The following is a 23,371-nucleotide window of genomic DNA, read 5'->3' as shown; positions in this document are numbered from 1 at the left end:
GCGGGCTGGGCGGCGCGGCAAGGCGGATCAGCAAGCAGCCACGCGAGAATCGGCGGCTTGGCTGGGCGCGGCGAGGTTGTTCGGCAAGTGGGCACATCAAATTCGGCGGCGGGCTGGCTGGCGCGGATTAGTGGCGCGGCGGGGCAGATCGGCTGGCGAGCGCGCAAAAAGTCGTCGCTCACCAAGCGCGCCGATCAGCCCGCCCGATCAGCCCGCCCGATCAGCCCGCCCGATCAGCCCGCCCGATCGGCCTGTCCGCTCAGCCCTTCGACCGCCGGGGCGCCCGCGCCAGCTCGATCCCGAACCGCTCCCGCAGCAGCGTCAGCAGGTGCTCGTCCGAGGTGACCTCCTCGACGTGCCGTCCCGTGCTGTCGGTGGTGATCAGCTCGTCGCCGGTCAGGGTCAGGCGGCCGTCGTCGGTCAGGCGCGAGCAGACCAGGTTCTGGGTGAAGTGCGACTCCGGTGAGGTGACCTGCCACCAGCACGCCTGCGTGAAGTCGGTCAGGGCCAGGGGCTTCGGGTCGACCCGGTACTGGGCTTCGCCGTCGCGGAGGATGGTGAACTCCGCGTCGTCGTTCTCCGCGATGCGGAACAGGCCGCCGGGGTCCTTCTGGTCTGTGCGGTCGGTGAAGTTCAGGGGGTACTCGGTGTGCTTGCCGAAGCCGACGTCGGCCAGCCAGGTGTCGCCTGCCGCGTCGGTGACGTGCAGGGCCAGGTGGTCCAGTGGTGGGCTGTAGCCGTGCGCTGTGCTGAAGGTGCGGGCTGACAGGCGGTGCACGCGGTAGCCGAAGGCCTCCAGGAGGAGGGCGAACAGGCCGTTGAGTTCGTAGCAGAAGCCGCCTCGGCGGTGTTCGACGATCTTCTCGAACAGGGCCGCGCCGTCCAGGGTGACCGGTTCGTCGAGGTGGATGCTCAGGTTCTCGAACGGGACGGTGTGCAGGTGCGCGCTGTGCAGGCGGCGGAGCGTGGCGGCGTCGGGGGTGGTCGGGCCCTCGGCGACGCCGATGCGGGCGCGGTAGGCGGCGACCTGTTCGTGGTTCAGAGCGTGCGTGGGTGCCATGCGTCCTTTATCGCAGATCCGGCGCGGAAACGCCTGGGGCCGCAGTCCTACGACTGCGGCCCCGGGCGTTGTTCAGACATGCGTCAGACGCCAGGCGTCAGGCGTCCGACGAGGTGCGGCGGCGGATCTTGCTGCCCAGCCAGACCAGCGGGTCGTACTTCTTGTCGACGACGCGCTCCTTCAGCGGGATCAGCGCGTTGTCGGTGATGTGGATGTGCTCGGGGCACACCTCGGTGCAGCACTTCGTGATGTTGCAGAAGCCGAGGCCGTGCTCCTCCTGAGCCGCCTTCTTGCGGTCGGCGGTGTCCAGGGGGTGCATGTCGAGCTCCGCCACGCGCATCAGGTAGCGCGGGCCGGCGAAGCTCTCCTTGTTCTCCTCGTGGTCGCGGACCGCGTGGCAGGTGTTCTGGCACAGGTAGCACTCGATGCACTTGCGGAACTCCTGCGAGCGCTCCACGTCGATCTGCTGCATGCGGTACTCGCCGGGCTTCAGGTCCTTCGGCGGGGTGAAGGACTTCACCTCGCGGGCCTTGGCGTAGTTGAAGCCGACGTCGGTCACCAGGTCCTTGATCACCGGGAAGGTGCGCAGCGGGGTGACGGTGACGGTCTCGTCCTGCTCGAAGGTTGACATGCGGGTCATGCACATCAGGCGCGGCTTGCCGTTGATCTCCGCCGAGCACGAGCCGCACTTGCCGGCCTTGCAGTTCCAGCGGCACGCCATGTCGGGGGCCTGCGTGGCCTGCAGCCGGTGGATGATGTCGAGGACGACCTCGCCCTCGTTGATCTCGACCTCGAAGTCCTTCAGGTCGCCGCCGGACGCGTCGCCGCGCCAGACCTTGAACTTGCCTTTGTAACCCATCGTCACTTCTCCTCGGCGGCGGTGTCGGACGTGGCGTTCTCCGCCTGGGCGCCGGCCTGGGCCTCGGCGGTCTGCTCCTCGGCCTGGGCCTCGGCGGACTTCTCGGCGGACTTCTCAGCCGCCGACCCGCCGTTGTTCTGGCCGGGGATCGGAGCGGCTTCCGGCACGGAGTCGGTCTTGGCCTCGGCGGCCGCGTCGGTCTCAGCCGCGGGCACGGCGTCGGGCTTGGCGTCGGCCTTCGTCTCCGGCTCGGCGTCCGTGTCCGCGACCGCGTCGGGGACCGCGTCCGCGACGGCGTCCGTCGCGGCCTCGGCCTCCGCCTCGGCAACCTCGCCGAGCACCGCCAGCTCCTCGTCCGTGAAGTACTTCTTCAGCTCGGAGACCTCGAACAGCCCCAGCAGATCCGGCCGGATCGTCGGAATCGGCTGGTGCTTGAGGTCGATCCCGCTGCCGTCCTCGCTCAGCGTGCAGATCAGGTTGACCTGCCGCCACTTCGAGGACATCGCCGGGAAGTCGTCGCGCGTGTGCCCGCCGCGGGACTCCTCGCGCTCCAGCGCCGCCTTGGCCACGCACTCGCTGACGATCAGCATGTTGCGCAGGTCCAGCGCGACGTGCCAGCCGGGGTTGAAGCGGCGCCCGCCGACCGAGCCGACCTTCTTGTGCCGGGGCTTGAAGTCCTCCAGCTTGGTCAGCGCCTCGCTCACCTCTTCGGGCTTCCGGATGATGCCGACCAGCGTGTTCATCGACACCTGCAGGTCGTGGTGCAGGGTGTACGGGTTCTCGCCCTCGGGGTTGGCCAGCGGCGCGAGCGCCTCCTCGACCGCGGCGTCCACGTCGGCCTCGGCCACGGCCGGCTTGCCGTCCGCGCCGAGTCCGTCCACGTACTCCGCGGCGTGCAGACCCGCGCGGCGGCCGAAGACCAGCAGGTCCGACAGCGAGTTGCCGCCGAGCCGGTTGGAGCCGTGCATGCCGCCGGAGCACTCGCCGGCCGCGTACAGGCCCGGGACGGCCGTGCCCTGGGTGTCCGGGTCGACCTCGATGCCGCCCATGACGTAGTGGCACGTCGGGCCGACCTCCATCGGCTGCGCCGTGATGTCGACGTCGGCCAGTTCCTTGAACTGGTGGTACATCGACGGCAGCCGGCGCCGGATCTCCTCGGCCGGCAGCCGTGTGGAGACGTCCAGGTACACGCCGCCGTTCGGGGTGCCGCGGCCGGCCTTCACCTCGGAGTTGATCGAGCGGGCCACCTCGTCGCGGGGCAGCAGCTCCGGGGGGCGCCGGTTGTTCTCCTGGTCGTCGTACCAGCGGTCGGCTTCCTCCTCGGTCTCCGCGTACTGCTTGCGGAAGACGTCCGGCACGTAGTCGAACATGAACCGCTTGCCCTCGCTGTTGCGGAGCACGCCGCCGTCGCCGCGGACCGACTCGGTGACCAGGATGCCCTTCACCGAGGGCGGCCAGACCATGCCGGTCGGGTGGAACTGGATGAACTCCATGTTCACCAGCGCGGCGCCGGCCAGCAGGGCCAGCGCGTGGCCGTCGCCGGTGTACTCCCAGCTGTTGCTGGTGACGGTGTAGCTGCGGCCGATGCCGCCGGTGGCCATGATCACCGCCGGGGCCTCGAAGAGCACGAACTGCCCGGTCTCGCGGTAGTAGCCGATCGCGCCGGCGATGCGGCCCTGCTCGTCCTTGAGCAGCCGGACGATCGTGGTCTCGGCGAATACGCGCAGGCTGCCCTCGTACTCGCCGGTCTCGGCCTTGTCCTCCTGCTGCAACGCGACGACGCGCTGCTGCAGCGTGCGGATCAGCTCCAGGCCGGTGCGGTCGCCGACGTGCGCCAGCCGCGGGTACTCGTGCCCGCCGAAGTTGCGCTGGCTGATCTTGCCTTCCTTGGTGCGGTCGAACAGCGCGCCCCAGGCCTCCAGCTCCCAGATGCGGTCCGGGGCCTCCTTGGCGTGCAGTTCGGCCATCCGGAAGTGGTTCAGGAACTTGCCGCCGCGCATGGTGTCGCGGAAGTGGACCTGCCAGTTGTCCTTCGGGTTCACGTTGCCCATGGCGGCGGCCGCGCCGCCCTCGGCCATCACGGTGTGCGCCTTGCCGAACAGCGACTTGCTGATGATGGCGACGCGCTTGCCGGAGTGCCGGGCCTCGATCGCAGCGCGCAGTCCCGCACCGCCGGCCCCGATCACCACTACGTCGTAGGAGTGGCGTTCGATGCTCTCAGCGTTCTCAGTCTTCCCAGTCATGATTGCGCACTGATCCTTTAGAAGAACGTCGGGTTGCTGAAGGTACCGTTGGCCACCAGGGCGACATACGCGTCCGTCAGCGCCACGCCGAACAGCGAGATCCACGCGAAGAGCATGTGCTTGTGGTTCAGCTTGGACACCAGCGTCCAGCCCTTGTAACGCAGCGGGTGCTTGGAGAAGTGCTTGAGCTTGCCGCCCATGATGTGGCGGCAGGAGTGGCACGACGCCGAGTACAGCCACAGCAGTGTGGCGTTGGCCAGCAGCACCAGCGTGCCCAGGCTCATGTGGCCCCACGCGCCGTCGACGTTGCGGAAGGCCAGGACCGCGTCCCAGGTCAGGATGACGTTGAAGATCAAGCCCGCGTAGAAGAAGTAGCGGTGCGAGTTGTTCAGGATCAGCGGGAAGCGGCGCTCGCCGGTGTACTTCTCGTGCGGCTCGGCGACCGCGCAGGCCTGCGGCGACAGCCAGAAGGCGCGGTAGTAGGCCTTCCGGTAGTAGTAGCACGTCATCCGGAACCCCAACGGGAAGATCAGGATGAGCAGCGCCGGCGAGATGGACCACCAGTCGCCGAACGGCTTGAAGCCACCCAGGGACGAGCCCGGCACACACTTCGTCGCGATGCACGGGCTGTAGAACGGTGAGATCAGGTTGCCGGTGTAGTAGTCGGCATTCTGGAACGCGCGGAACGTCGCGTAGAAGATGAAGGCGATCAGCACGATCATCGTCAGGAGCGGACTGAGCCACCACCTGTCTGTGCGCAGCGTCTTCTGTTCGATCTGTGCGCGCGCCGGGCTCAGCGGGGCGGGTGCCTCGGGGCCGGGCGCGATGGTGTCAGTCGCCATCGACTTGTGTCTCCCAGACGGGCAATGTTCTTACACTGATGTCTTACACGTAGGCGTCTTGCGTACGCGGGCTTTCACTTGGCAGGGCTCTACGAAGCTGCGCGAACTCTAATGGACATCGCGTCAGATTCCATAGAACGCGTCACCCGGAGTAGTGGAAACGTGATCTACGTCACATCCTACCGGCGGCTGATCAGGGCCCGGACGGCGGGGGGACCGACAAGGGTTTGGCATCATGCTCCTCGAAGCCGCCGCCGACGCGACGCTGGACGCGCCGGGGGTGCACGGGGACACGGGGAGACGGGAAACGGCGCGCGTGAGGCGGCCGTAATCAAGGAGTGGTCGCGATGGTGGGAGCGGTCGGGGCGGTCGGGGCGGCGATGGGGCCGCTGACGGAGGGGGACCCGCGGCGGGTCGGTCCGCATTCGACGGTCGGCCGGCTCGGCGTCGGCGCGCTGGGTCCGCTGTACGGGGGGTACTCCGACGACGGCCGGGCGGTCGCGGTCCGGGCGCTGCGCCCGGAGCTGCTGGCCGACGAGACGGTCAAGGCACGCCTCGCGGCCGACGTCGCGGCGGCCCGCACGGTCACGGTGCCCTACGCGGCGCCGGTGCTCGGGGCGGAGCTGGAGGGCGAGGCGCCGTGGCTGGCGTCGGCGTTCGTCGCCGGGGTGCCACTGCCGAAGGTGGTGGCCGACCACGGGCCGCTGCCCGAGCCCGCGCTACTAAGCCTCGCAGCCGGGCTCGCCGAGGCACTGGCAGCCGTGCACGCCGCCGGCGTGATGCACGGCGATCTGCGACCGGGCACGGTACTGCTGACACCCGAGGGCCCCTGCATCGTGGACTACGCGCTGGTGCGCGCCTTCGACGGCGCGACGGACGGCGGCGTGGCAGAGCTCGGCGTCGCCGGATTCCTGGCACCGGAGCAGGCGCTGGGCCGGACGGTCACGCCGGCGGCGGACATGTTCGCGCTGGGCTCGACGCTGTTCTTCGCCGCGACCGGCCGCCCGCCGTTCGGCGAGGGGACGCGCGATGAGGTGAAGAAGCGGGTCGCGAAGTCCTCGCCGGTACTGGGGAAGCTGCCGGCGGCGCTCGGGGAGCTGATCCGCGGGTGCCTGCAGAAGGACCCGAACGGGCGCGCGCAGCCGCAGCAGGTGGCGGAGTACGTGCGGCGGCGGGCGCCGATCCCGCTGGGGAGCGGGTGGCTGCCGCCGGCGCTCGCCGAGGAGGTGCGGGCGGCTGCGGCGGCGGGGTTGGGGTCGGCCGCAGGGCCGGATCCGGATGCGAACGCGACGATTGTTGTCGCGCCGAGGGTGGCTCAGGGGGCGGCGGGGCAGCAGCAGGCTGACGGAGGAGTGGCGTTCGCGGGCTCGGCGGCGCAGCAGGCTGGCGGGGCGGCGGGGCGCGCGGGTGATGCCGGGTCGGGTGCGCCGGGGTTGGTGTTGGCAGCGGGCGGTGGACAGCTGGCTGATGGGGGAGTGGCGTTCGCGGGCTCGGCGGCGCAGCAGGCTGGCGGGGCGGCGGGGCGCGCGGGTGATGCCGGGTCGGGTGCGCCGGGGTTGGTGTGGGCGGCGGGCGGTGGACAGCTGGCTGATGGGGGAGTGGCGTTCGCGGGCTCGGCGGCGCAGCAGGCCGGCGGCGTGCCGGGGCGCGCGGGTGATGCCGGGTCGGGTGCGCCGGGGTTGGTGTGGGCGGCGGGCGGTGGACAGCAGGCCGATCGGGGAGCGGCGTTCGCGGGTGCTGTGCCTGTGTCGGGCGGGCAGATGCCCGGGTTCGCGCAGCAGGCTGATGGCTCCGTGTTCTACCAGCAGTCCGGCGCGCCTGGCGGCCGACCCGCCCCGAGCCGTCGCAATCTCCTGCTCGCATTGTCCGGCGGCGCGGTCGTCGCCGTGGGCGGCACCGCCGTGGCGCTCGGACTCGGCGGCAGTTCCGGCACCACGACCACCGCCGACGCTAAGCCGTCTACCGGCGCCGTCGGCGCTGTGCCGTCCGCAACCAGACCTTCTGCCTCCGGCCCCGGGTTCACCGCCCGGCTCCCGCTTCCGAAGGGCGGCCCGCTCTCGCCGCCGGTCGGCGCGGCCGGCACTCTGCAGGGTCCTGACGCCACGCCCTTCTGGTCGCTGCCCGGCGGTGGGATCTCCTCGCTCGCGGCCGGTGACGGGGTGCTCGTCGTGTGTGGTGAGTCCGGGGTCTCCGGCTACGACTTCGGGGCCAATCTGAAGTGGGGTCCCGTGCGCGCCACCGGGGTCCGTGGCTCCGGCAACGGCGTCGTGGATTCCGGCGTCGTCTATCTGATCGTCGCGTCGGCCCAGGGCGGTGGCGCCGCCGGTGGCGAGCTGCTCGCGCTGGACGTCGAGACCGGCGTGCAGAAGTGGCGCGCCGCGACGCCCCAGGGTCCGTGGCCCGACCTCCGGGTCGGTGGGGCGTTGGGCGGCGTGGTGTTCCTCGTCGGGACGTCCGGGGGCGTGCCGGCCGTGTGGGCCGTGGATGCCGGCAGCGGCCGGAGCCTGTGGCAGAAGAGTGGTGTGGACTTCGCCACGTTGGCGGTGCCGTCGAGCGGCGCGCAGGTCCTCACCGCCGGCGCCGGGGATCCGAACACCGGGGGAGCCGTCACGGCCCTGGACATTCGCAGCGGCGACCAGGCGTGGAGCCGTCCATGGAAGTCCTCGGTGGACTACGGCCACGTCTCGCTCAACAAAATCGCATGTGCCGGCGACCACTACGTCCTACTGCTCTCCGACCAGCCGGAGGCCGACACCTTGACCGGCGGCAGCGCCACCAGCGGCCCGACCGCGTGGAGCGTCCCGCTGCCGGTGCCGCCGGGAGACGCGGGCACCATCGCGCTCGTCACATGCCTGCCGGACGCGGACGCCGTCGTCGTCCTCTCCCGCCACGGCGTCTACGCGGCCGACGCGCAGACCGGCCAGGTCCGCTGGCAGTCGCAGGGCACGGAGTCGTTCGCGACCGCCTCCGACGCCGGCGCGCCGCAGTCCGCGGACGGCAACGTCTACGTCCCCGACCAGCAGGGCACCTGGTGGGCCGTGGACTTCACGACCGGCCGGACACGCTGGAAGTACACCGTCCCCGGCTACGACCGGAGTACGGATCCGGTGTGGATCGCGGTGTCCGGCGGCGTGGTCGTCTCGGCCGGTGGGACGCTGGCGCTGGTCTCGGCCGGCGGGTGACCAGGTGACGGTCGCCACATCACAGCCGGTGTCCGGCGCTCCGAGTTAACCCTGGCGCCGGGTGCGTGGGCACTGACGGTAAGCAGGGGGATTCCCGACCCCGTACGATGGGTAGGTATCCCCTTCTGCCAAGGAGCGCTCAGGCATGCCCACACGCGACAACATCAGGAACGTGGCGATCGTCGCGCACGTCGACCACGGCAAGACGACGCTGGTCGACGCGATGCTGTGGCAGTCCGGCGCGTTCGGCGAACACCAGCACGTCGACGAGCGCGCCATGGACTCCAACGACCTGGAGCGCGAGAAGGGCATCACCATCCTCGCCAAGAACACCGCGGTGCACTACCGCGGTCCCGACGGGGAGGACGTGGTGATCAACATCATCGACACCCCCGGGCACGCCGACTTCGGCGGCGAGGTGGAGCGCGGCCTGTCCATGGTGGACGGCGTGGTGCTGCTGGTGGACGCCTCGGAGGGCCCGCTGCCGCAGACCCGCTTCGTGCTGCGCAAGGCGCTGGCCGCCAAGATGCCGGTGATCCTGCTGATCAACAAGGTGGACCGGCCGGACTCGCGGGTCGACGAGGTCATCGACGAGACCTACGAGCTGTTCATGGACCTGGACGCCACCGAGGAGCAGATCGAGTTCCCGATCGTCTACGCCATCGCCCGCGACGGCAAGGCCACGCTGACCAAGCCGGTGCCCGGCTCCTCGGGCAACGGCCAGGGCGGCGACCTGGACTCGGACAACCTGCTGCCGCTGTTCAAGACCATCCTGGAGACCATCCCGGCCCCCTCCTACACAGAGGGCGCGCCGCTGCAGGCGCACGTCACCAACCTGGACGCGTCCAACTTCCTGGGCCGCATCGCGCTGTGCCGGGTGCACCAGGGCGAGATCCGCAAGGGCCAGCAGGTGGCCTGGTGCCGGCACGACGGCACCATCGAGCGGGTGAAGATCACCGAGCTGCTGATGACCGAGGCGCTGGAGCGCAAGCCGGCCGAGTCCGCCGGCCCCGGCGACATCATCGCCATCGCCGGCATCCCGGAGATCATGATCGGCGACACCCTGGCCGACCCGGAGGACCCGCGGCCGCTGCCGCTGATCACCGTCGACGAGCCGGCGATCTCGATGACCATCGGCACCAACACCGGTCCGCTGGTGGGCCGCGGTCCGACCAAGGGCACCAAGGTCACCGCGCGCCTGGTGAAGGACCGCCTGGACCGCGAGCTGGTCGGCAACGTCTCGCTGCGGGTGCTGCCCACCGAGCGCCCCGACGCCTGGGAGGTGCAGGGCCGCGGCGAGCTGGCGCTGGCCATCCTGGTGGAGACCATGCGCCGGGAGGGCTTCGAGCTCACCGTCGGCAAGCCGCAGGTGGTCACCAAGACCATCGACGGCAAGCTGCACGAGCCGGTCGAGCGCCTCACCATCGACTGCCCCGAGGAGTTCCTCGGCGCCGTCACCCAGCTGATCCAGGGCAACCGCAAGGGCCGCATGGAGACCATGACGAACCACGGCACCGGCTGGGTCCGCATGGAGTTCGTGGTCCCCTCCCGGGGCCTGATCGGCTTCCGCACCGAGTTCCTGACCATGACCCGCGGCACCGGCATCGCGCACGCGGTGTTCGAGGGCTACGAGCCCTGGTACGGCGAGCTGCGCACCCGCACCTCCGGCTCGCTGGTGGCCGACCGCCCGGGCGCGGCGACGCCGTTCGCGATGATGAACCTCCAGGAGCGCGGCACGATGTTCGTGCAGCCCACCACCGAGGTCTACGAGGGCATGATCGTCGGTGAGAACTCGCGCTCCGACGACATGGACGTGAACATCACCAAGGAGAAGAAGCTCACCAACATGCGGTCGTCCACCTCGGACGTCACCGAGACGCTGATCCCGCCGCGCCAGCTGTCGCTGGAGCAGGCGCTGGAGTTCATCCGCGAGGACGAGTGCGTCGAGGTCACGCCGGACACCGTGCGGATCCGCAAGGTGGAGCTGAACCAGCAGGTGCGCGGGCGCTCGCGGGGCAACGCGGCCAAGGCGAAGGGCTGAGCTTCGGGGGCTGACAAGCTCCGGAACGAAAGAACGAAAGAAGCAAGAGAACGGCGGAGCGGCCGCTGCGGGAGTTTCCCGCAGCGGCCGCTCCGTTTCAGTGACAGCGCCTGCTTCGCCCATGTCCTCCAGTTACAGCGGCTACTTCCTGGTCGCGGCGGCTACTTCGCCTGCCTCGCTTACTTGGCCTACTTCGTGTCGAAGTTCCCGGCGCCCCAAGCCTGGCCGCCGGCCTGCTTCACCGCGCCGTCCGGCACCGCGTTCGGGCCGCCGAAGACCGGGACGAAGGTCAGCGCCGAGCCGTGCGCGTGCAGCCACCGCGCCGCCCCGGCCGGCACCACGCCGCCGTCGGTGAGCAGCAGCGGGGCGTGCAGCGCGCCGGCGTAGGCGCCGCCGGACAGTGCGTCCGGCCAGGTCCAGCCGGTGGCCAGGGCGGCCTGCGCGGGGTTCGGGTAGAGCGTGGCGTTGTTCGCGACCGCCGCGTCGGTGGCGTAGCGGTCGGCGCCGGCCAGCTTCGTGAAGCGCCCGGCGAAGCCCGGCTCGGTGTTCAGCGCCGCGACGCCCTGCACGCCGACGCCGTAGACGGCGGTCGCCGCCGGGTTCACGTGGGCCAGGTAGGCCTTGGTGGCGGCGGGCAGCACCTTGTCGTCCGAGAGCAGCACCACGCCGCCGTTCGGATCGGTCGCCGCGGCGGCCCCGGCGGCCAGCGCGTCGGGCGCGTTGACCCCGGTCGCGACCAGCACGGTGTGCGGATGCGGCGAGACCTCCGCCGCGATCTTCGTGGCGGTCTCGAACCGGTCGGCCCCGGCCAGCCGCTTCGGCGTCAGACCCAGGGCCCGGATACCGGCCTCGACCTGCGGGCTCAGCGCCTGATCCCCGCCGAGGACGTAGACCGTCGAACCCTTGGGCAGCAGCTTGCCGAGCTCGGCACCGACCGACGGATCGAGCTTCGCCCCACCCGTCAGCAACAGCGGACCGCCCTTCTGCGCGGCCAGCGCGTTGCCGGCGAGCGCGTCGGCGTAGTTGTCGGAGCGCGACAGGACGGCGACCTTCGCCTTCGCCGTCGCGGCCGGTCCGTAGGCGTGGTCCGCGACGGCGATCGCGGTCGCGACGCGGTCGCCGCCACCGAGGCGCAGGGTGTAGGGACGGCCGGGAGACGGCGGCGACGTTGGGTCGGGGCGGCCCGGGTTCTGGGTGGTCGGCGGGGTGAAGGGCGGGGCCCAGGTGATGAAGGGCTGCGGGTTCTGCCCGCTGACGGGCTTCACTTTGCCGCCGACCCAGTCCTGGGTCGAGGACTGAACCTGGACGTAGGCCTGCGAAAGGCCGATCGACGGGTTCGGACACACGGTGTGCGCGACCTGCGATCCATCCGGCGACCACGCGAGGTCGCTGCCGTCCGCGCAGCCGCTGACCACCCCGGGCTTGAATTCGAGGGCGTCGGAGCCATCCGGCGCCATGCGGTAGGCGAAGCCGGACGGTGTGTCCGCGCTCGCGGTGAACGCCGTGAGCTTCGTCCCGTCGGGCGAGAACCGGGGGCGGCGGAAACCGGGGATCGTGTGCTTGACCGTCTTGGTCGTCGCATCGATCACCTTGACCGAAGCGGACCAGGCGTTGTTCGGGCCCACGCAGATCTCGGAATAGGCGAGGTCCCCGTTGGGGGCGAAGCTCGCGTCGCCGGCGTAGCAGCCGCCGGAGGCCGGCACGAGCCGCGTGGGCTGCGCACTGCCGTCGGAGGGAACCGACCACAACTCGACACCACCGTCGAGGCCCGCCGCGAGCTGGAAGACGATGGTCTTCGAGTCCGGAGACCACACGGGTTCCATCTCGCCGGTGGCGGCGGCCGGCGAATCCGGCGCCGGAGTCGTGGTGATCTGCCTGGCATGAGTGCCGTCGGCCCAGGAGACCCAGAGCGTGACTGTCTTGGTGTCCATGAACGCGGCCCAGGAACCGTCGGGTGAGAACGCGACGTCTCGGATCCCGTCGGTAGCGTTGAAGCCACCGCCGCTCGGCGTGATGGTCTGCTGGCCGGAGCCGTCCGCGTTGACTTCGGACCAGTGTGTGCCGTCGTTGTAGGCGATCGGCCCGTTGGCGGCGCTGCCAGTGCTGCCGGAACTGCTACCCGCGGTGGCCGCATGCGCTGCTGTCGTCAGCGCACTGACCCCACCGCCAGTCACCGCCAACACCGCGAGGCTCGCGGCCGTGCGTGCTCGGACTCGTCGTGACACGGTATCCCCCCAGCATGATCGGTGATCGAACGCCGATCATGCTAGGGGCGTTCCCACCTGCGCCGGATCCTGTGAAGTTCGTAGAACGCCATCCCCCTTGTGTGGTCTACGACCCTTGATGGATCAGCCGCCGGCGGGGCTTGACTGCCCGCTCACGAACGGCTTCATCTGAAGCTCGCCCTTCTCGCACACCGGCGTCGGGTTGTCGAGCGTGATGTGCGCCCAGGCGCTGTCCCCCGGCAGCTGTGCCTGCGCGTGGACCGTCGTCGGTTCGCATTGCCCGTTCTGGGACTCGCCGGGGCCGGGGACGTTCGGTGAGTAGCGCATCTCTGCGTGGACGAAGGCGCCCGGCGCGACTGTGATGGTGGTGACCGCCGCGGAGTTGTCCTTCACGATGTACGACGGCAGGGTGCGGTCGTTCGAGGCGAGCAGCGAGATGCCGGGGAAGCCGGCGACGGTGCAGCTGTGCGCCGAGGTGTTCTGGAACGTGAGGTCGGCGGCGACGTGGCCGGCGCCCTCGCTGTCCGGGACCACACGCCAGGTGCCCGACGGCATCTGGGCCGTGGTGCAGGCCGAGCCGGCGGCGTGCGTGGCCGGGGAGCTCGACGTCGACGTGGGGGGTGCGGTGCCGGCCGAGCTCGACGCCGTGGAGCTGTCGCCGGCGGAGGTGGACGCGGAGGCCGGGTTGGAGCCCGATCCCGACGAGGACGTGTTCCCCGCCGAGCTCGTGGTCCCCACAGCGGGTCCGCCGCCGGCGGAGTTCTTGGCGGCGGTGCTGGAGCATCCGGCCGTCAGGGCGGCGGCTCCGAGCGCCCCCACTGCGACCAAAACGGAAATACGGTTCATGGAACCCAACCTTTCCGGGTGACTACGGCAAGTAGACGCCGAGTAACCCGGCCAGGTTGCTACTAACCCGAATCAACTCATGGTCATCTCCGCGTGACGCCAGGGTTCTGCGAGGCATCGCCCCAGCGTCACGTCGGAGCGGCGGCTAGCTTCCGGCGAGCGCGCGCTTGAGGAAGTCGACCTGCAGGAGCATCAGGTTCTCCGCGACGACCTCCTGCGGCGTCATGTGCGTCACCCCCGACAGCAGCAGCGTCTCGTGCGGACGCCCCTCGGCCAGCAGTGCCGAGGACAGCCGCAGTGTGTGCGCGACCACCACGTTGTCGTCGGCCAGGCCGTGGATCAGCATCAGCGGCCGGTGCTGCTCGGCCCAGCCGCTGGGCTCGGTGCCGACCACGACCGAGTTGCGGCGGTACACCTCCGGCTCGGCGTCCGGGTGGCCGAGGTAGCGCTCGGTGTAGCAGGTGTCGTACAGGTGCTGGTCGGTGACCGGGGCGCCGACCACGGCGGCGTGGAACACGTCGGGACGGCGCAGGGCCGCCAGCGCCGACAGGTAGCCGCCGAAGGACCAGCCCCGGATCGCGACCCGGGTCAGGTCCAGGTCGGGATTCTGCGCGGCCGCCGCCTGCACGGCGTCCACCTGGTCCTGCACCACCGGGCCCGCGAAGTCGCGGTAGATCGCGCGGTCCCACTCCGGCCCGCGGCCCGGCGTGCCGCGGCCGTCCACGACCAGCACCGCGAAGCCCTGGTCGGCCAGCCACTGCGAGCCCAGGTGCATGTTGTGCGAGGCCAGTGCGCGCTGCGCGTGCGGGCCGCCGTAGGGGTCCAGCAGGATCGGCAGCTTGGTACCCGGTACGTGGCCCGTCGGCAGGACCAGCACGCCGCGCAGTTCCCGCTCGCCGAGCCGGACCAGCGTCGCGTTCAGCTTCAGCTCGGGGGTCTCGGCGACGTTGCGGACCGTGCACAGGTCCTTCGCGTCGCCGTCCTCGTCCAAGCGCACCACGCGCGCGGTGGAGCCGGGCTCGGTGAACGACGCCGAGCTGATGACGGCCAGGTCCGCGCCGAACACCGCGGAGTGCACGCCGGGCGTCTCAGTGAGCTGACGCACCACGCCGTCCCGGGAAGCCAGGAACACGTGCACCTCGGCCGGGTCGTCGGCGCTGGCGCTGAACTGCACGCCGTGCTCGCCGACCGCCAGCACCGCGCGCACCTGGAGCTCCGGCGGCGTCAGCGGCTCGCCGTCGAGCAGGACGCGGTTCGAGCCCTCCCGGGCCCCGACGGTGACCAGCGCGGCCGTCGGCTCCTCGTCGCCGTCGTCGGCGCCGCTGATCCAGGACGGCACGCCGGAGACGATGTCCACCCAGCGTGGGTCCGACTCCTCGCCGTGCAGCGTCACCATGCCGGTGTCCGGGTCCAGCAGCGCGTGGGTGATCCGGGTCTGCTCGCGGTTCATCAGGCCCAGCACCGGGTCGCCGCCGGCCGACCAGTGGACCGTGGTCAGGTACGGCGAGGAGTCCTCCCACGCCACGTCCACCCGCGAGCCGTCCAGCCCGAGCACCACGCCGGAGACCGCCGCGTTGTTCGTCCCGGCCGCCGGGTAGCGCACCGCCGCCGGCTCCTTGCCGGGGTTCGCGGGGTCGGAGATGAACCAGGTCTGGATCGGCGCCTCGTCGGCGCGCTCGGCGAACAGCCGGTCGCCCTCCGGGGCCCACCAGTAGCCGCGGAAGCGGTCCATCTCCTCGGCGGCGATGAACTCGGCCAGGCCGTAGGTGACGGTGTCCGTCTCCGGCTCGGCCAGCGCGCGGTCGCCGGCGCCGTCCAGGCCGATCACCCGCATCGCACCGCCAGCCACGTAGGCCACGTGCGTGCCGGCCGGGTTCGGCCGCGGGTCGGCCACGCCGGCCGGGGTCGGCAGCTCGCGCACGGCCCGCGCCGGGTCCGTCTCTGTGAGGTCGGCCACGAACAGCCGCCCGGACAGCGCGAACGCCGCGTGCCTCAGATCGGCGTCGACCGCGAAGCCGACGATGCCGGCCGCGCCCTGCCGCGAGCGCTCGCGGCGGGCCTTCTCCTCGTCGGTCAGCTCCTCGCCCGCGCCGCCGAGCAGCGCGATCGGGTCGGCCACCAGCCGCTCCTCGCCGCTGGCCGGGTCCAGGACCCACAGGCAGGTCGCGGTGTCCGTGCCGTGCTTGCCGCGCAGGAACGCGATCCGCGTGCCGTCGGGGGCGATGCTGAAGGCGCGCGGCACGCCGAGGGTGAAGCGCTGGGTCCGGGCCGAATGCCGGGGGAACGAGGGGGTGTCAGCCATGCCGTCATGCTATTCGCCCCGGCGACCGCCGGGCTGTTCCATGAGCGGCGGGGAAGGTATGCGTACCCTTGCCCTATGACCGCGAACACGACCGCGCAGCCGGCGGGCGCCACGCCCCCCGCGAGCCCCACGGCCGCCCGGCGTCTGCTGCTCGTCCACGCCCATCCGGACGACGAGGTGATCGGCACCGGCGCCACCATGGCCGGCTACGCCGCCGAGGGCGTGCACGTCACGCTGGTCACCTGCACCGCCGGCGAGGAGGGCGAGGTGCTGGTGCCGGAGCTGGCGCACCTGGCCGCCGACCGCGAGGACCGGCTCGCCGACGTGCGGGTGGTGGAGCTGGCGAACGCGATGACCGCGCTCGGCGTGGCCGACCACCGGTTCCTCGGCGGCGTGGGCCGCTACCGGGACTCCGGGATGATGGGGACGCCGGCCAACGACAAGCCGCACGCGTTCTGGCACGCCGACCTCGACGAGGCCGCCGGCCACCTGGTGAAGGTGGTCCGCGAGATCCGGCCGCAGGTCCTGGTCACCTACGACGAGAACGGCGGCTACGGCCACCCCGACCACATCCAGGCCCACCGCGTCGCGATGCGCGCCGCCGAGCTGGCCGCCGACCCGGACTTCGCGCCGGAGCTCGGCGCGGCCTGGGAGATCACGAAGATCTACTGGACCGCGATGCCGAAATCGTCCCTGGCCGAGGGCATCCGCCTGCTGAAGGAGGCCGGGGACACCAGCGGTTTCCTGGCCGTGGACTCGGTGGACGATCTGCCCTTCGGCACCGACGACGCGTTGGTGACCACCGGCATCGACGGCAGCGCGTACATGGAGAACAAGCGCGAGGGCATGCGCGCCTACCCCACGCAGATCTCGATGAAGGAGGGCTTCTTCGCGCTCTCCAACGCGATCGGCATGAACTTCATGGCCCACGAGTTCTACCAGCTGGTGAAGGGCGTCGCCGAGCGCTCGGACAGCGAGTTGGAGAAGGACCTGTTCGCCGGCCTCGGGATCGCGGACGGGGCCGCTGCCGGGGCTTCCCAGGACTGATGGACGTTTCGGGCGCAGCGGAGGTCGGCGTGTCGGTGGTCGTGGTGCTGGCCGGTCTGGTCGGCCTGATCGGCCTGGTCGGGGCCGCGTGGCTGGGTACGGAGTCCCCGCGGGGGCGCGCGCTGGTGCTCTCCGGGCTCGGCGGGGCCGGGGCCGTGGTCGGCCTGATCGGCTCGATGATCCAGGGTTACACGGTGCGGGTCGGCGGCTCCGGCCCGCGCCTGCTGGACGCCGGGGACCCGACCTCCGCCTCCCAGGGCGGCTCCGGCGGATTCGCCTTCCCCCTCGGCTCGCTCATCGGCCTGGTGCTGTTCACCGCGCTGCTGGTGGTCGGCGGGGCGCTGCTGCGCGCCCCGCGCGCCGTCGGGATCCCGACGGCCGGCTGGCTGCTGGTCGTCGCGGTGCTCATGTTCGGCGTCGGCAACAGCGGCACCGTGATCCTGGCCAATACCTCCTCGGCACAGATCTTCGTGTACGGCGGTCTTGTCATCGCCTTCGGAATCGCGGTGCTGGTGTACCAGTGGCAGCTGACCGACCGGCTCGCGGACAAGGCCGCCAGCCGTTCGCGGTGAGCGTCTGAGCGTTCGCCCTGTCGCATAACCGTCGAATCCGGCTTTTCAGGGACCGGACTTAAGGCGGAATCCTCCTCGCTCGATCGAGTGAAGCCTCGCCGGATTCCGGCGGGTCAGCGCCGCACGGCCGTGGCAATGTCACCCGTACGCCCCTGTGACCACCGCTGATCACAGTACTGTGATCGGAGCAATACTCTCGGTGGCCGGTGGCGCGCTGCTAGATGGCACAGCTAGTAGGCCCTGCCCGATGGCCCTGCGCGACCGACCTTGACAGAGGCGACCGATTTTGAACGACGAGTTTCCCCGACGCCAGGCAGACGACGTTGATCCGGACCGGCAGCCCGACTACGGGTTCGGCGGCGCGCCGCTGTTCCGCGACGAGGTGCCGCCGCCGGCCGAACCCGCGTTCGGGGCCGGCCCGGCCTCGGTCCCCGGTCCCGGGTCGACCGGGTTCCATGACGCCTCCCTGTTCCGCGACGGGACCGAGCCGGTCGCCGAGCAGGCGCGCGGCCTCGACTACGGCGGCGGTGGCGACTACGGCACCGGGCTCATGTCCGGCTTCGGCGGCGGTGCCGACACGCTGAGCAGTTCCGGCGGTTTCCCGGCGCAGCGCTTCGCCGGTCCCGGCGACGCGGCCGACACGGCCGGCCCGGATGCGTTCTCGCACGCCGGCCCGAACGCCTTCAGCGGCGGTGCGGCGGCTTCCGGCGGCGGCGCTGGGGTCGGGCCGGGCGTCGGGCCGGGCGGCGCCGGCGGCGGGGCGCCGGAGTGGGGCCCGAGCGAGGGCCCGCTGCGCGTCGTGCCTGCTGATCAGGCCAGCGCGCTGCTGCGCATCAAGCTGCCGGACGTCCCGCCGGTCCCGTCGACCACGCTGCGCGGCGACGCCGCGATCGAGGAGGTCGTCGAGGCCTCACAGATGCTGCACCGGGTGAGCCCGGCCAAGGCGACCGCGCTGCCCGGCGACGTGCTGGCGCTCACCACCGCGACGATGGTGGTGCCGATGCCGGGTGCCGCGTTCGGCGGCGTGCGGGCCGCGCCGCGCTCGGCGCGGCTCACCGCGTCGGTGCCGCCGGACCTGGCCAGCCGGGCCGAGGCGGACCTGCTGTCGGACACGGTCGAGCAGTTCTTCGGGGACTTCGACGCCATCGGGCGCGAGTTGGAGGCGCAGCGCGCGAGCGGTGCTCAGGCCGCTGCGGCTGCGTCTGTGCCGGCACAGAGCGGGGAAGCCGCCGGAGCCGCGGCGTCGCAGCCTGCGCCGCTGCCGAGCCAGTACGGCCCCAGCACGCCGCCTGCGGGCCGCTACGGTGTGCCGACGCAGGTTCCCGGCTACGAAGCCGCGCGCCGGAGCCCGGTCGGGATGCGCTACCTCGGCGGCATCTTCCACGACTCGTCCGGGGAGTCCTCGTTCTACGACCCGTCGACCGAGTCGTTGGTGCCGATGGGTGCCGCGGCGATTTCGGCGTCTGACTTCCGGCGTACCGCGCCGGCGATCACGCGTCCGGTTCCGCCGCCGCGGGTCGGGGCGCAGGCGAAGCCCGCGCCACACACCGCCCCGGTGTCCGCCCCGCCGCGCGGCGGCCACACCGGCTACACGCAGTACGCCGCCGGCGGCGACGACGACACCAAAGTGCTGTCGAAGGAGCACTGGTCCGACCACCACCCGGACCACCACCGCTCCCGGCGCGGCCGTCGCCGCGGGCGCCTGGCGCTGGTGTCCGCGCTGTCGGTGACCCTCGCGTGCGGCGTGCTGTACGGCGCCGCGCTCGCCTTCGAGGGGCAGGTGCCCAAGGGCACGGTCGTGGACGGCGTCGCCATCGGCGGCATGACGCGCACCGCCGCCGAGGCCAAGCTCTCCGCGGCCCTCGGCCCGACGCTGAACGCACCGCTGCGCCTGACCGCCGACGGCAGCACGTTCCAGCTCGCGCCGGACCAGTCCGGGCTGCACATCGACTACGCCGGAACGGTCGCCGCCGCCGCCTCGGGCCGCAGCGACCCGACGGTCGCCATCCCGGCGCTGGCCGGCAGCGGTCGCGAGGTCCCCTTACAGGTGAGCGTCGACCGCGCCGCGCTGAAGACCGCGCTGACGAATCTCACGGCCGGTTTCGACAAGCCGATGGTGGACGGCAGCGTCATCTTCCCCGGCGGTGTCCCGACGCCGATCGCCCCGCGCCCCGGCCGGCAGATCGACGTCGACGCGGCGGTCGACGCGGTGGTCTCCGCCTTCGACAACGGGGTGTCCTCGGTGCACCTGGCGAGCATGGCGCCCGCGGTTCCGCTGCCGACCGCTCCGGCGGCATATGTGATGGCACCTGCGAAGACCGCGCTTTCGCCGGCGCATCGCTCTGCCGCGTCCCGAGTGAAACAGCCCTCTGTGACGCCCTCGTCGCCTTCTTCACCGTCTTCGTCTTCGCCTTCCGCTCCGGTGGGTACGGTGACCCCCGCCCCGGCCGCCGTCGCAGCGGCCGTGCCCTTCACCGGCTTCCCCGCCCCGCCGGTCGCCCTGGCCGTCCACGACATCCAGCCGACCGTCACCCCGGCCGCCGTCGCGCAGGCCATGCAGGACTTCGCGCGGCCCGCGATGTCCGGGTCGGTGGCGCTGATCACCGGCAGCATCCACACCGTCCTGAAGCCCGCGATCCTCGGCCACCATCTGGCGATCGAGCCGGACGGCCACGGCGGCCTGGCTCCGAAGCTCGACGGCGCCGGGATCCGGGCCGAGCTCGACCACGACGCGCTGGCCAAGCTGGAGCAGGCGCCGACCGACGCCTCGTTCACCGTCTCCGGCGGCCAGCCGGTCCTGGTCCCGGGCAAGAACGGCGTGGGCTACGCCCCCGAGGCGATCCAGAACGCGGTGCTGCCGGTGCTGACGAAGACCTCCTCGTCGCAGCGCACTGCGACGGTGCCGATCGGTCCGCTGCCGCCGGCCCTGACCACCGAGGCCGCGCAGGCGCTCGGTGTGCGCGACGTGATGGGCCTGTACACCGCTCCGTTCAGCGCCACCACGCAGCGCACGGCCAACGTCAAGCGCGCCGCCGACCTGGTGCGCGGCCAGATCCTCCAGCCGGGCCAGGTGTTCAGCCTGAACCAGGTCCTCGGCGCGCGCACGGCGACGAACGGCTTCCTCCCCGCCGCTCAGTCCGGAACCTCGACCCCGGCGCAGGACATCGGCGCGGGCACTTCGCTGGTCGCCACCGCGCTGTACAACGCCGAGTACCTGGCCGGGCTCAAGGATGTGGAGCACCATCCGCACGCGACCGTGACCGACCACTTCCCGCCCGGGATGGAGGCCGCGGTGGCGTACCCGGACGTGGATCTGAAGTTCCAGAACGATTCCGGCGCTCCTGTCTACCTCTGGACGAGTTCCACTGAGAACGCGGTGACCGTCGCAGTACTCGGACAGAAGGCGTACGACTCGGTCCAGACCGAGACCTCGCCGCACTACGCGCTGGTGCAGCCGAAGACCACGTACTCCTTGGCAGAGTCCTGTGTCGCCGGCGACGGCGTCCCCGGGTTCCAGGTCGACGTCACCCGCACCCTCACCAAGAGCGGCCAGGACCCGATCCGCCAGGTGTTCCACAGCTCCTACGCCGCGCAGGACAAGGTGATCTGCGGCGCGCCCGGCAGCAGCGGCGCCTCGACGGCCAACGGCGCCACGGTCGGCACCCCCACTGGAACGCCGACCGGCGGCGCCGCGACCTCGCAGTCCGCTCCGACCGCGACGCAGGGCGCCACCACCAGCAGCCCGAACGCCCCCAGCCCGACCGGCGGCGCGGCGTCCGGGACGCCGGCCGAGCCCCCGGCGTCGAGTGCGTCGGACGGATCGCTGCTGGGCGGGCTGCTGGGGGCGCCGTCGTCGCGGCACTGAGGGGGTACTGAGGGGGTGTGGTGATGTGGCGCGCAGTTCTACTGAGGTTTCTCAATTCTTTGCGATCACGTCCACGCAGCACGAGACGAAATCCCGCACCGCCGGATCGGCGTCCTCGCCGACCCGCCACGCGACCGTGCTCGCGGCGATCCGGTCGCGTCCGGTCAGCCGGTGGGCGGCGGACAGGATCACCCAACGCGGTTCGCTGAACAGTTCCCTGATATGTAAACCCACGGCGTCCGGTACCGGAAGACGCAGGATCGCCGCCTCCACCAGACCCTGGGCCAGTCCCGCGCTTGGATCGCCCCAGTCCGCCTGCCGCATACGGGTCTTCCAACCGGGACGCCGCCTAGCGAACTCGGCGACGATCTCCGGGGTGGCCTCGTTCGCGGCCGCTGCGAGGAAACCCACATGCAGTGTTTTCTCTGACATGCGCGCGGCTGCTTGGGTCTTGCGGAATGCAATATCCCACCTACTCAGCAGAGTTGGGACACGGGCGGCGAGCGCGCGCCCCGCCGCCGTCAGGGTCATTCCGGCCCGGGAGCGGGTGAACAGTTTCACGTCCGCCGCGTTCGAGGCGTTCGCGATCGCCTCGCCGGCGCTGCTGATCACTCGCTGAAACGACCGGACTGTAACGGTTGACATGGGCCGAACATCGGACGGAGGTGAACCAGTCGCCCGACGGTGCCGTTGTCAACATAAATGAGGGCTCTTAGGATCCGGCTATGGGGACGGCCGACGGTGGATTCACAGCGGATTCCGGGGGGAACCGATGGCAGGGCGCGTTTCGCCGTGCGCACGCACGGCTCGGTGGGGGTCTTATCCGGTATCGCCGCCCATCCTCGGATCAAACCTCTGATCTCGCCGCCGCCGCTGCGGCCACCGCCGCCGTCCCCGTCCCCGGTTCGGGTGCCCGCCCCGGACCTCACCCCACGGCCCGTCCCCGCGCCGGCGCCCGCGACGGCGCAGGCCCGTCGGCTGCCGCCCGCCCGCGTCCCGGCGCGCGGGGCAAGGAAGGCGGCCCCGTATGACCAAAATCCTGCACGTCATCACCGGCCTGGCCTCCGGCGGCGCCGAGCGCCAGCTGGCCACGCTGTTACAGCACCTGCCCGAGGAGTGCGAGGTGGTGTGCCTGACCGAGGGCGGCCGCGTCGGGGAGCGGATCCGGGCCGACGGGTTCCGGGTCCACGACCTGCGCATGCCGTCCAACCGCGACATGGCGTCGCTGATGCACCTGGTGAAGCTGGTCCGCGACGGCGGCTTCGACATCGTGCACACCCACCTGTACCGGGCCCACCTGTACGGCCGGCTGGCCGCGCGGATGGCCGGGGTGCGCGCCATCGTCGCCACCGAGCACTCGCTGGGCAGGGAGCTCATCGAGGGCAGACCGAAGGACCGGCTCGGCGTCCGGGCCATGTACCGGGCTTCCGAACGCATGGGCCGGGTGACGATAGCGGTCTCGCAGGCCGTCGCGGACTACCTGCGCGCCTGGCGGATCGAGCGGGTCGAGGTGATAGAGAACGGCATCGACATCCGCGAGTTCCGCTTCGATCCCAACGCGCGCACCCTGGTGCGCAAGATCCTCGGCATCGACTCCGGCGCCTTCGTGATCGGCGGTGTCGGCCGGCTGGACCCGGACAAGCACTTCGAGGTGCTCATCGAGGCGGCCGGCCGGATCGACGGCGCGATCGCGCTGATCGTCGGAGCCGGTCCGGACCGCGCGCGGCTGCAGCGGCTGGCGCACGAGATGATGCCCGGCCGCGTGCACTTCACCGGGGACGTCGGCGGCGGGATGCTGGAGATCAAGGATCTGTTGTCGGCGATGGACGTGTTCGCCTCGCCCTCGCCGTCGGAGACCTTCGGGCTGGCTCCGCTGGAGGCCGTGGCGTGTGGGCTGCCCGCGGTCTACTCCGACTCCCCGGCGCTGGACGGACTGTCGGGTCTGGGGGACCGGGCCGCCCGGGTGCCGTCGCGGCCGGACGCGTTCGTCGCGGCGCTGCGCGAGGCGGCGGACCTGACCCCGGTGGACCGCTCGGCGCCGCCGGGCGCGTTGGAGCGGTACGCGGTCGCCGAGCAGGCCGCGCATGTCAGTGAGTTGTACCGATCGGTGCTGGCCGGATAGCCGCCGCGGGCGTCCGGCGCCGGTCTCGGTGCCGATCGTCGCCGGGCGCCCGGTGCGGTTCTCAGTGCGGTTCTCACCCCTTGGGCCATGACAGCTGTCATGCCGTTTTCACGAGCTTCCACAATGGTTGCGGCCCTGGTCACGGTGGTGTCATGGAGGTCGAAC

Annotated in this window: 16 protein-coding genes; 7 read left to right on the top strand and 9 right to left on the bottom strand. The window is 71.5% G+C overall.

The genetic code is table 11. From position 1 onward, the window contains the following. The 5 genes from ABH935_RS05010 to ABH935_RS04990 all read right to left on the bottom strand — a co-directional run. A partial coding sequence (locus ABH935_RS05010) for a hypothetical protein (protein WP_370376550.1) occupies window positions 1-182 on the bottom strand: 182 nt, incomplete at its 3' end. A 77-nt stretch (window positions 183-259) separates the two neighbouring features. Then, a complete protein-coding gene (locus ABH935_RS05005; RefSeq protein WP_370376549.1) occupies window positions 260-1,060 on the bottom strand; it encodes an arylamine N-acetyltransferase in 801 nt (266 codons plus the stop codon). Window positions 1,061-1,157: 97 nt separating this feature from the next. Further along, window positions 1,158-1,919: a succinate dehydrogenase/fumarate reductase iron-sulfur subunit gene (locus ABH935_RS05000; RefSeq protein ID WP_370376548.1), complete on the bottom strand. Its 762-nt coding sequence runs from the start codon at window positions 1,917-1,919 to the stop codon at window positions 1,158-1,160. A gap of 2 nt (window positions 1,920-1,921) precedes the next feature. Beyond that, complete coding sequence (locus ABH935_RS04995; RefSeq protein ID WP_370376547.1) at window positions 1,922-4,162, bottom strand: fumarate reductase/succinate dehydrogenase flavoprotein subunit; 2,241 nt, start codon at window positions 4,160-4,162, stop codon at window positions 1,922-1,924. 17 nt (window positions 4,163-4,179) lie between these two features. Beyond that, a complete protein-coding gene (locus ABH935_RS04990) occupies window positions 4,180-5,004 on the bottom strand; it encodes a hypothetical protein (RefSeq protein WP_370376546.1) in 825 nt (274 codons plus the stop codon). A gap of 347 nt (window positions 5,005-5,351) precedes the next feature. Here ABH935_RS04990 and ABH935_RS04985 point away from each other — a divergent pair, with 347 nt between their 5' ends. Then, window positions 5,352-8,186 carry a PQQ-binding-like beta-propeller repeat protein gene (locus ABH935_RS04985; protein WP_370376545.1) on the top strand — a complete coding sequence of 945 codons (2,835 nt, stop codon included), beginning with the start codon at window positions 5,352-5,354 and terminating at the stop codon, window positions 8,184-8,186. 145 nt (window positions 8,187-8,331) lie between these two features. Then, complete coding sequence (gene typA, locus ABH935_RS04980) at window positions 8,332-10,227, top strand: translational GTPase TypA (RefSeq protein WP_370354192.1); 1,896 nt, start codon at window positions 8,332-8,334, stop codon at window positions 10,225-10,227. Between the two features lie 188 nt (window positions 10,228-10,415). Here typA and ABH935_RS04975 read toward each other — a convergent pair whose 3' ends face one another. Next, on the bottom strand, window positions 10,416-12,401 hold the full coding sequence (locus tag ABH935_RS04975; protein WP_370376544.1) for a cell wall-binding repeat-containing protein: 1,986 nt from the start codon (window positions 12,399-12,401) through the stop codon (window positions 10,416-10,418). 174 nt (window positions 12,402-12,575) lie between these two features. Continuing rightward, the gene (locus ABH935_RS04970) at window positions 12,576-13,007 is read right to left on the bottom strand and encodes a DUF4232 domain-containing protein (RefSeq protein WP_370376543.1); all 432 of its coding nucleotides are present in this window, start codon (window positions 13,005-13,007) and stop codon (window positions 12,576-12,578) included. Here ABH935_RS04970 and ABH935_RS04965 point away from each other — a divergent pair. Continuing rightward, entirely contained in the window at window positions 12,994-13,320 is a 327-nt protein-coding gene (locus tag ABH935_RS04965) for a hypothetical protein (protein WP_370376542.1), read from the top strand. The two genes, ABH935_RS04970 and ABH935_RS04965, sit on opposite strands and share 14 nt — an antisense overlap. Window positions 13,321-13,443: 123 nt before the next feature. Here the strand turns inward: ABH935_RS04965 and ABH935_RS04960 are convergent, their stop codons facing one another. Further along, window positions 13,444-15,600, bottom strand: coding sequence for a prolyl oligopeptidase family serine peptidase (locus ABH935_RS04960; RefSeq protein ID WP_370376541.1), 2,157 nt, complete (start codon window positions 15,598-15,600; stop codon window positions 13,444-13,446). A gap of 75 nt (window positions 15,601-15,675) precedes the next feature. Here ABH935_RS04960 and mshB point away from each other — a divergent pair, with 75 nt between their 5' ends. The 3 genes from mshB to ABH935_RS04945 all read left to right on the top strand — a co-directional run bounded on the left by mshB (window position 15,676) and on the right by ABH935_RS04945 (window position 21,084). Continuing rightward, window positions 15,676-16,647, top strand: a complete 972-nt coding sequence (mshB, locus tag ABH935_RS04955; RefSeq protein ID WP_370376540.1) for an N-acetyl-1-D-myo-inositol-2-amino-2-deoxy-alpha-D-glucopyranoside deacetylase — start codon at window positions 15,676-15,678, stop codon at window positions 16,645-16,647. Then, window positions 16,647-17,219 (top strand): hypothetical protein, encoded by a 573-nt coding sequence (locus ABH935_RS04950; RefSeq protein WP_370376539.1) that lies wholly within the window; start codon window positions 16,647-16,649, stop codon window positions 17,217-17,219. Before mshB ends, ABH935_RS04950 begins: the two co-directional genes overlap by 1 nt. A gap of 286 nt (window positions 17,220-17,505) precedes the next feature. Beyond that, window positions 17,506-21,084, top strand: a complete 3,579-nt coding sequence (locus tag ABH935_RS04945; protein WP_370376538.1) for a VanW family protein — start codon at window positions 17,506-17,508, stop codon at window positions 21,082-21,084. Between the two features lie 51 nt (window positions 21,085-21,135). Here ABH935_RS04945 and ABH935_RS04940 read toward each other — a convergent pair whose 3' ends face one another. After that, window positions 21,136-21,696, bottom strand: a complete 561-nt coding sequence (locus ABH935_RS04940; RefSeq protein WP_370376537.1) for a LysR family transcriptional regulator — start codon at window positions 21,694-21,696, stop codon at window positions 21,136-21,138. Window positions 21,697-22,111: 415 nt separating this feature from the next. Between ABH935_RS04940 and ABH935_RS04935 the strand changes: the two genes are divergently transcribed. After that, a complete protein-coding gene (locus ABH935_RS04935; RefSeq protein WP_370376536.1) occupies window positions 22,112-23,206 on the top strand; it encodes a glycosyltransferase in 1,095 nt (364 codons plus the stop codon). Window positions 23,207-23,371: the final 165 nt, after the last annotated feature.

This window comes from Catenulispora sp. GAS73 (assembly GCF_041262085.1).
Classification (GTDB): domain Bacteria; phylum Actinomycetota; class Actinomycetes; order Streptomycetales; family Catenulisporaceae; genus Catenulispora.
The sequence above is the reverse complement of the archived record's forward strand: the minus strand, read 5'-3'. Positions and strand labels throughout refer to the sequence as shown.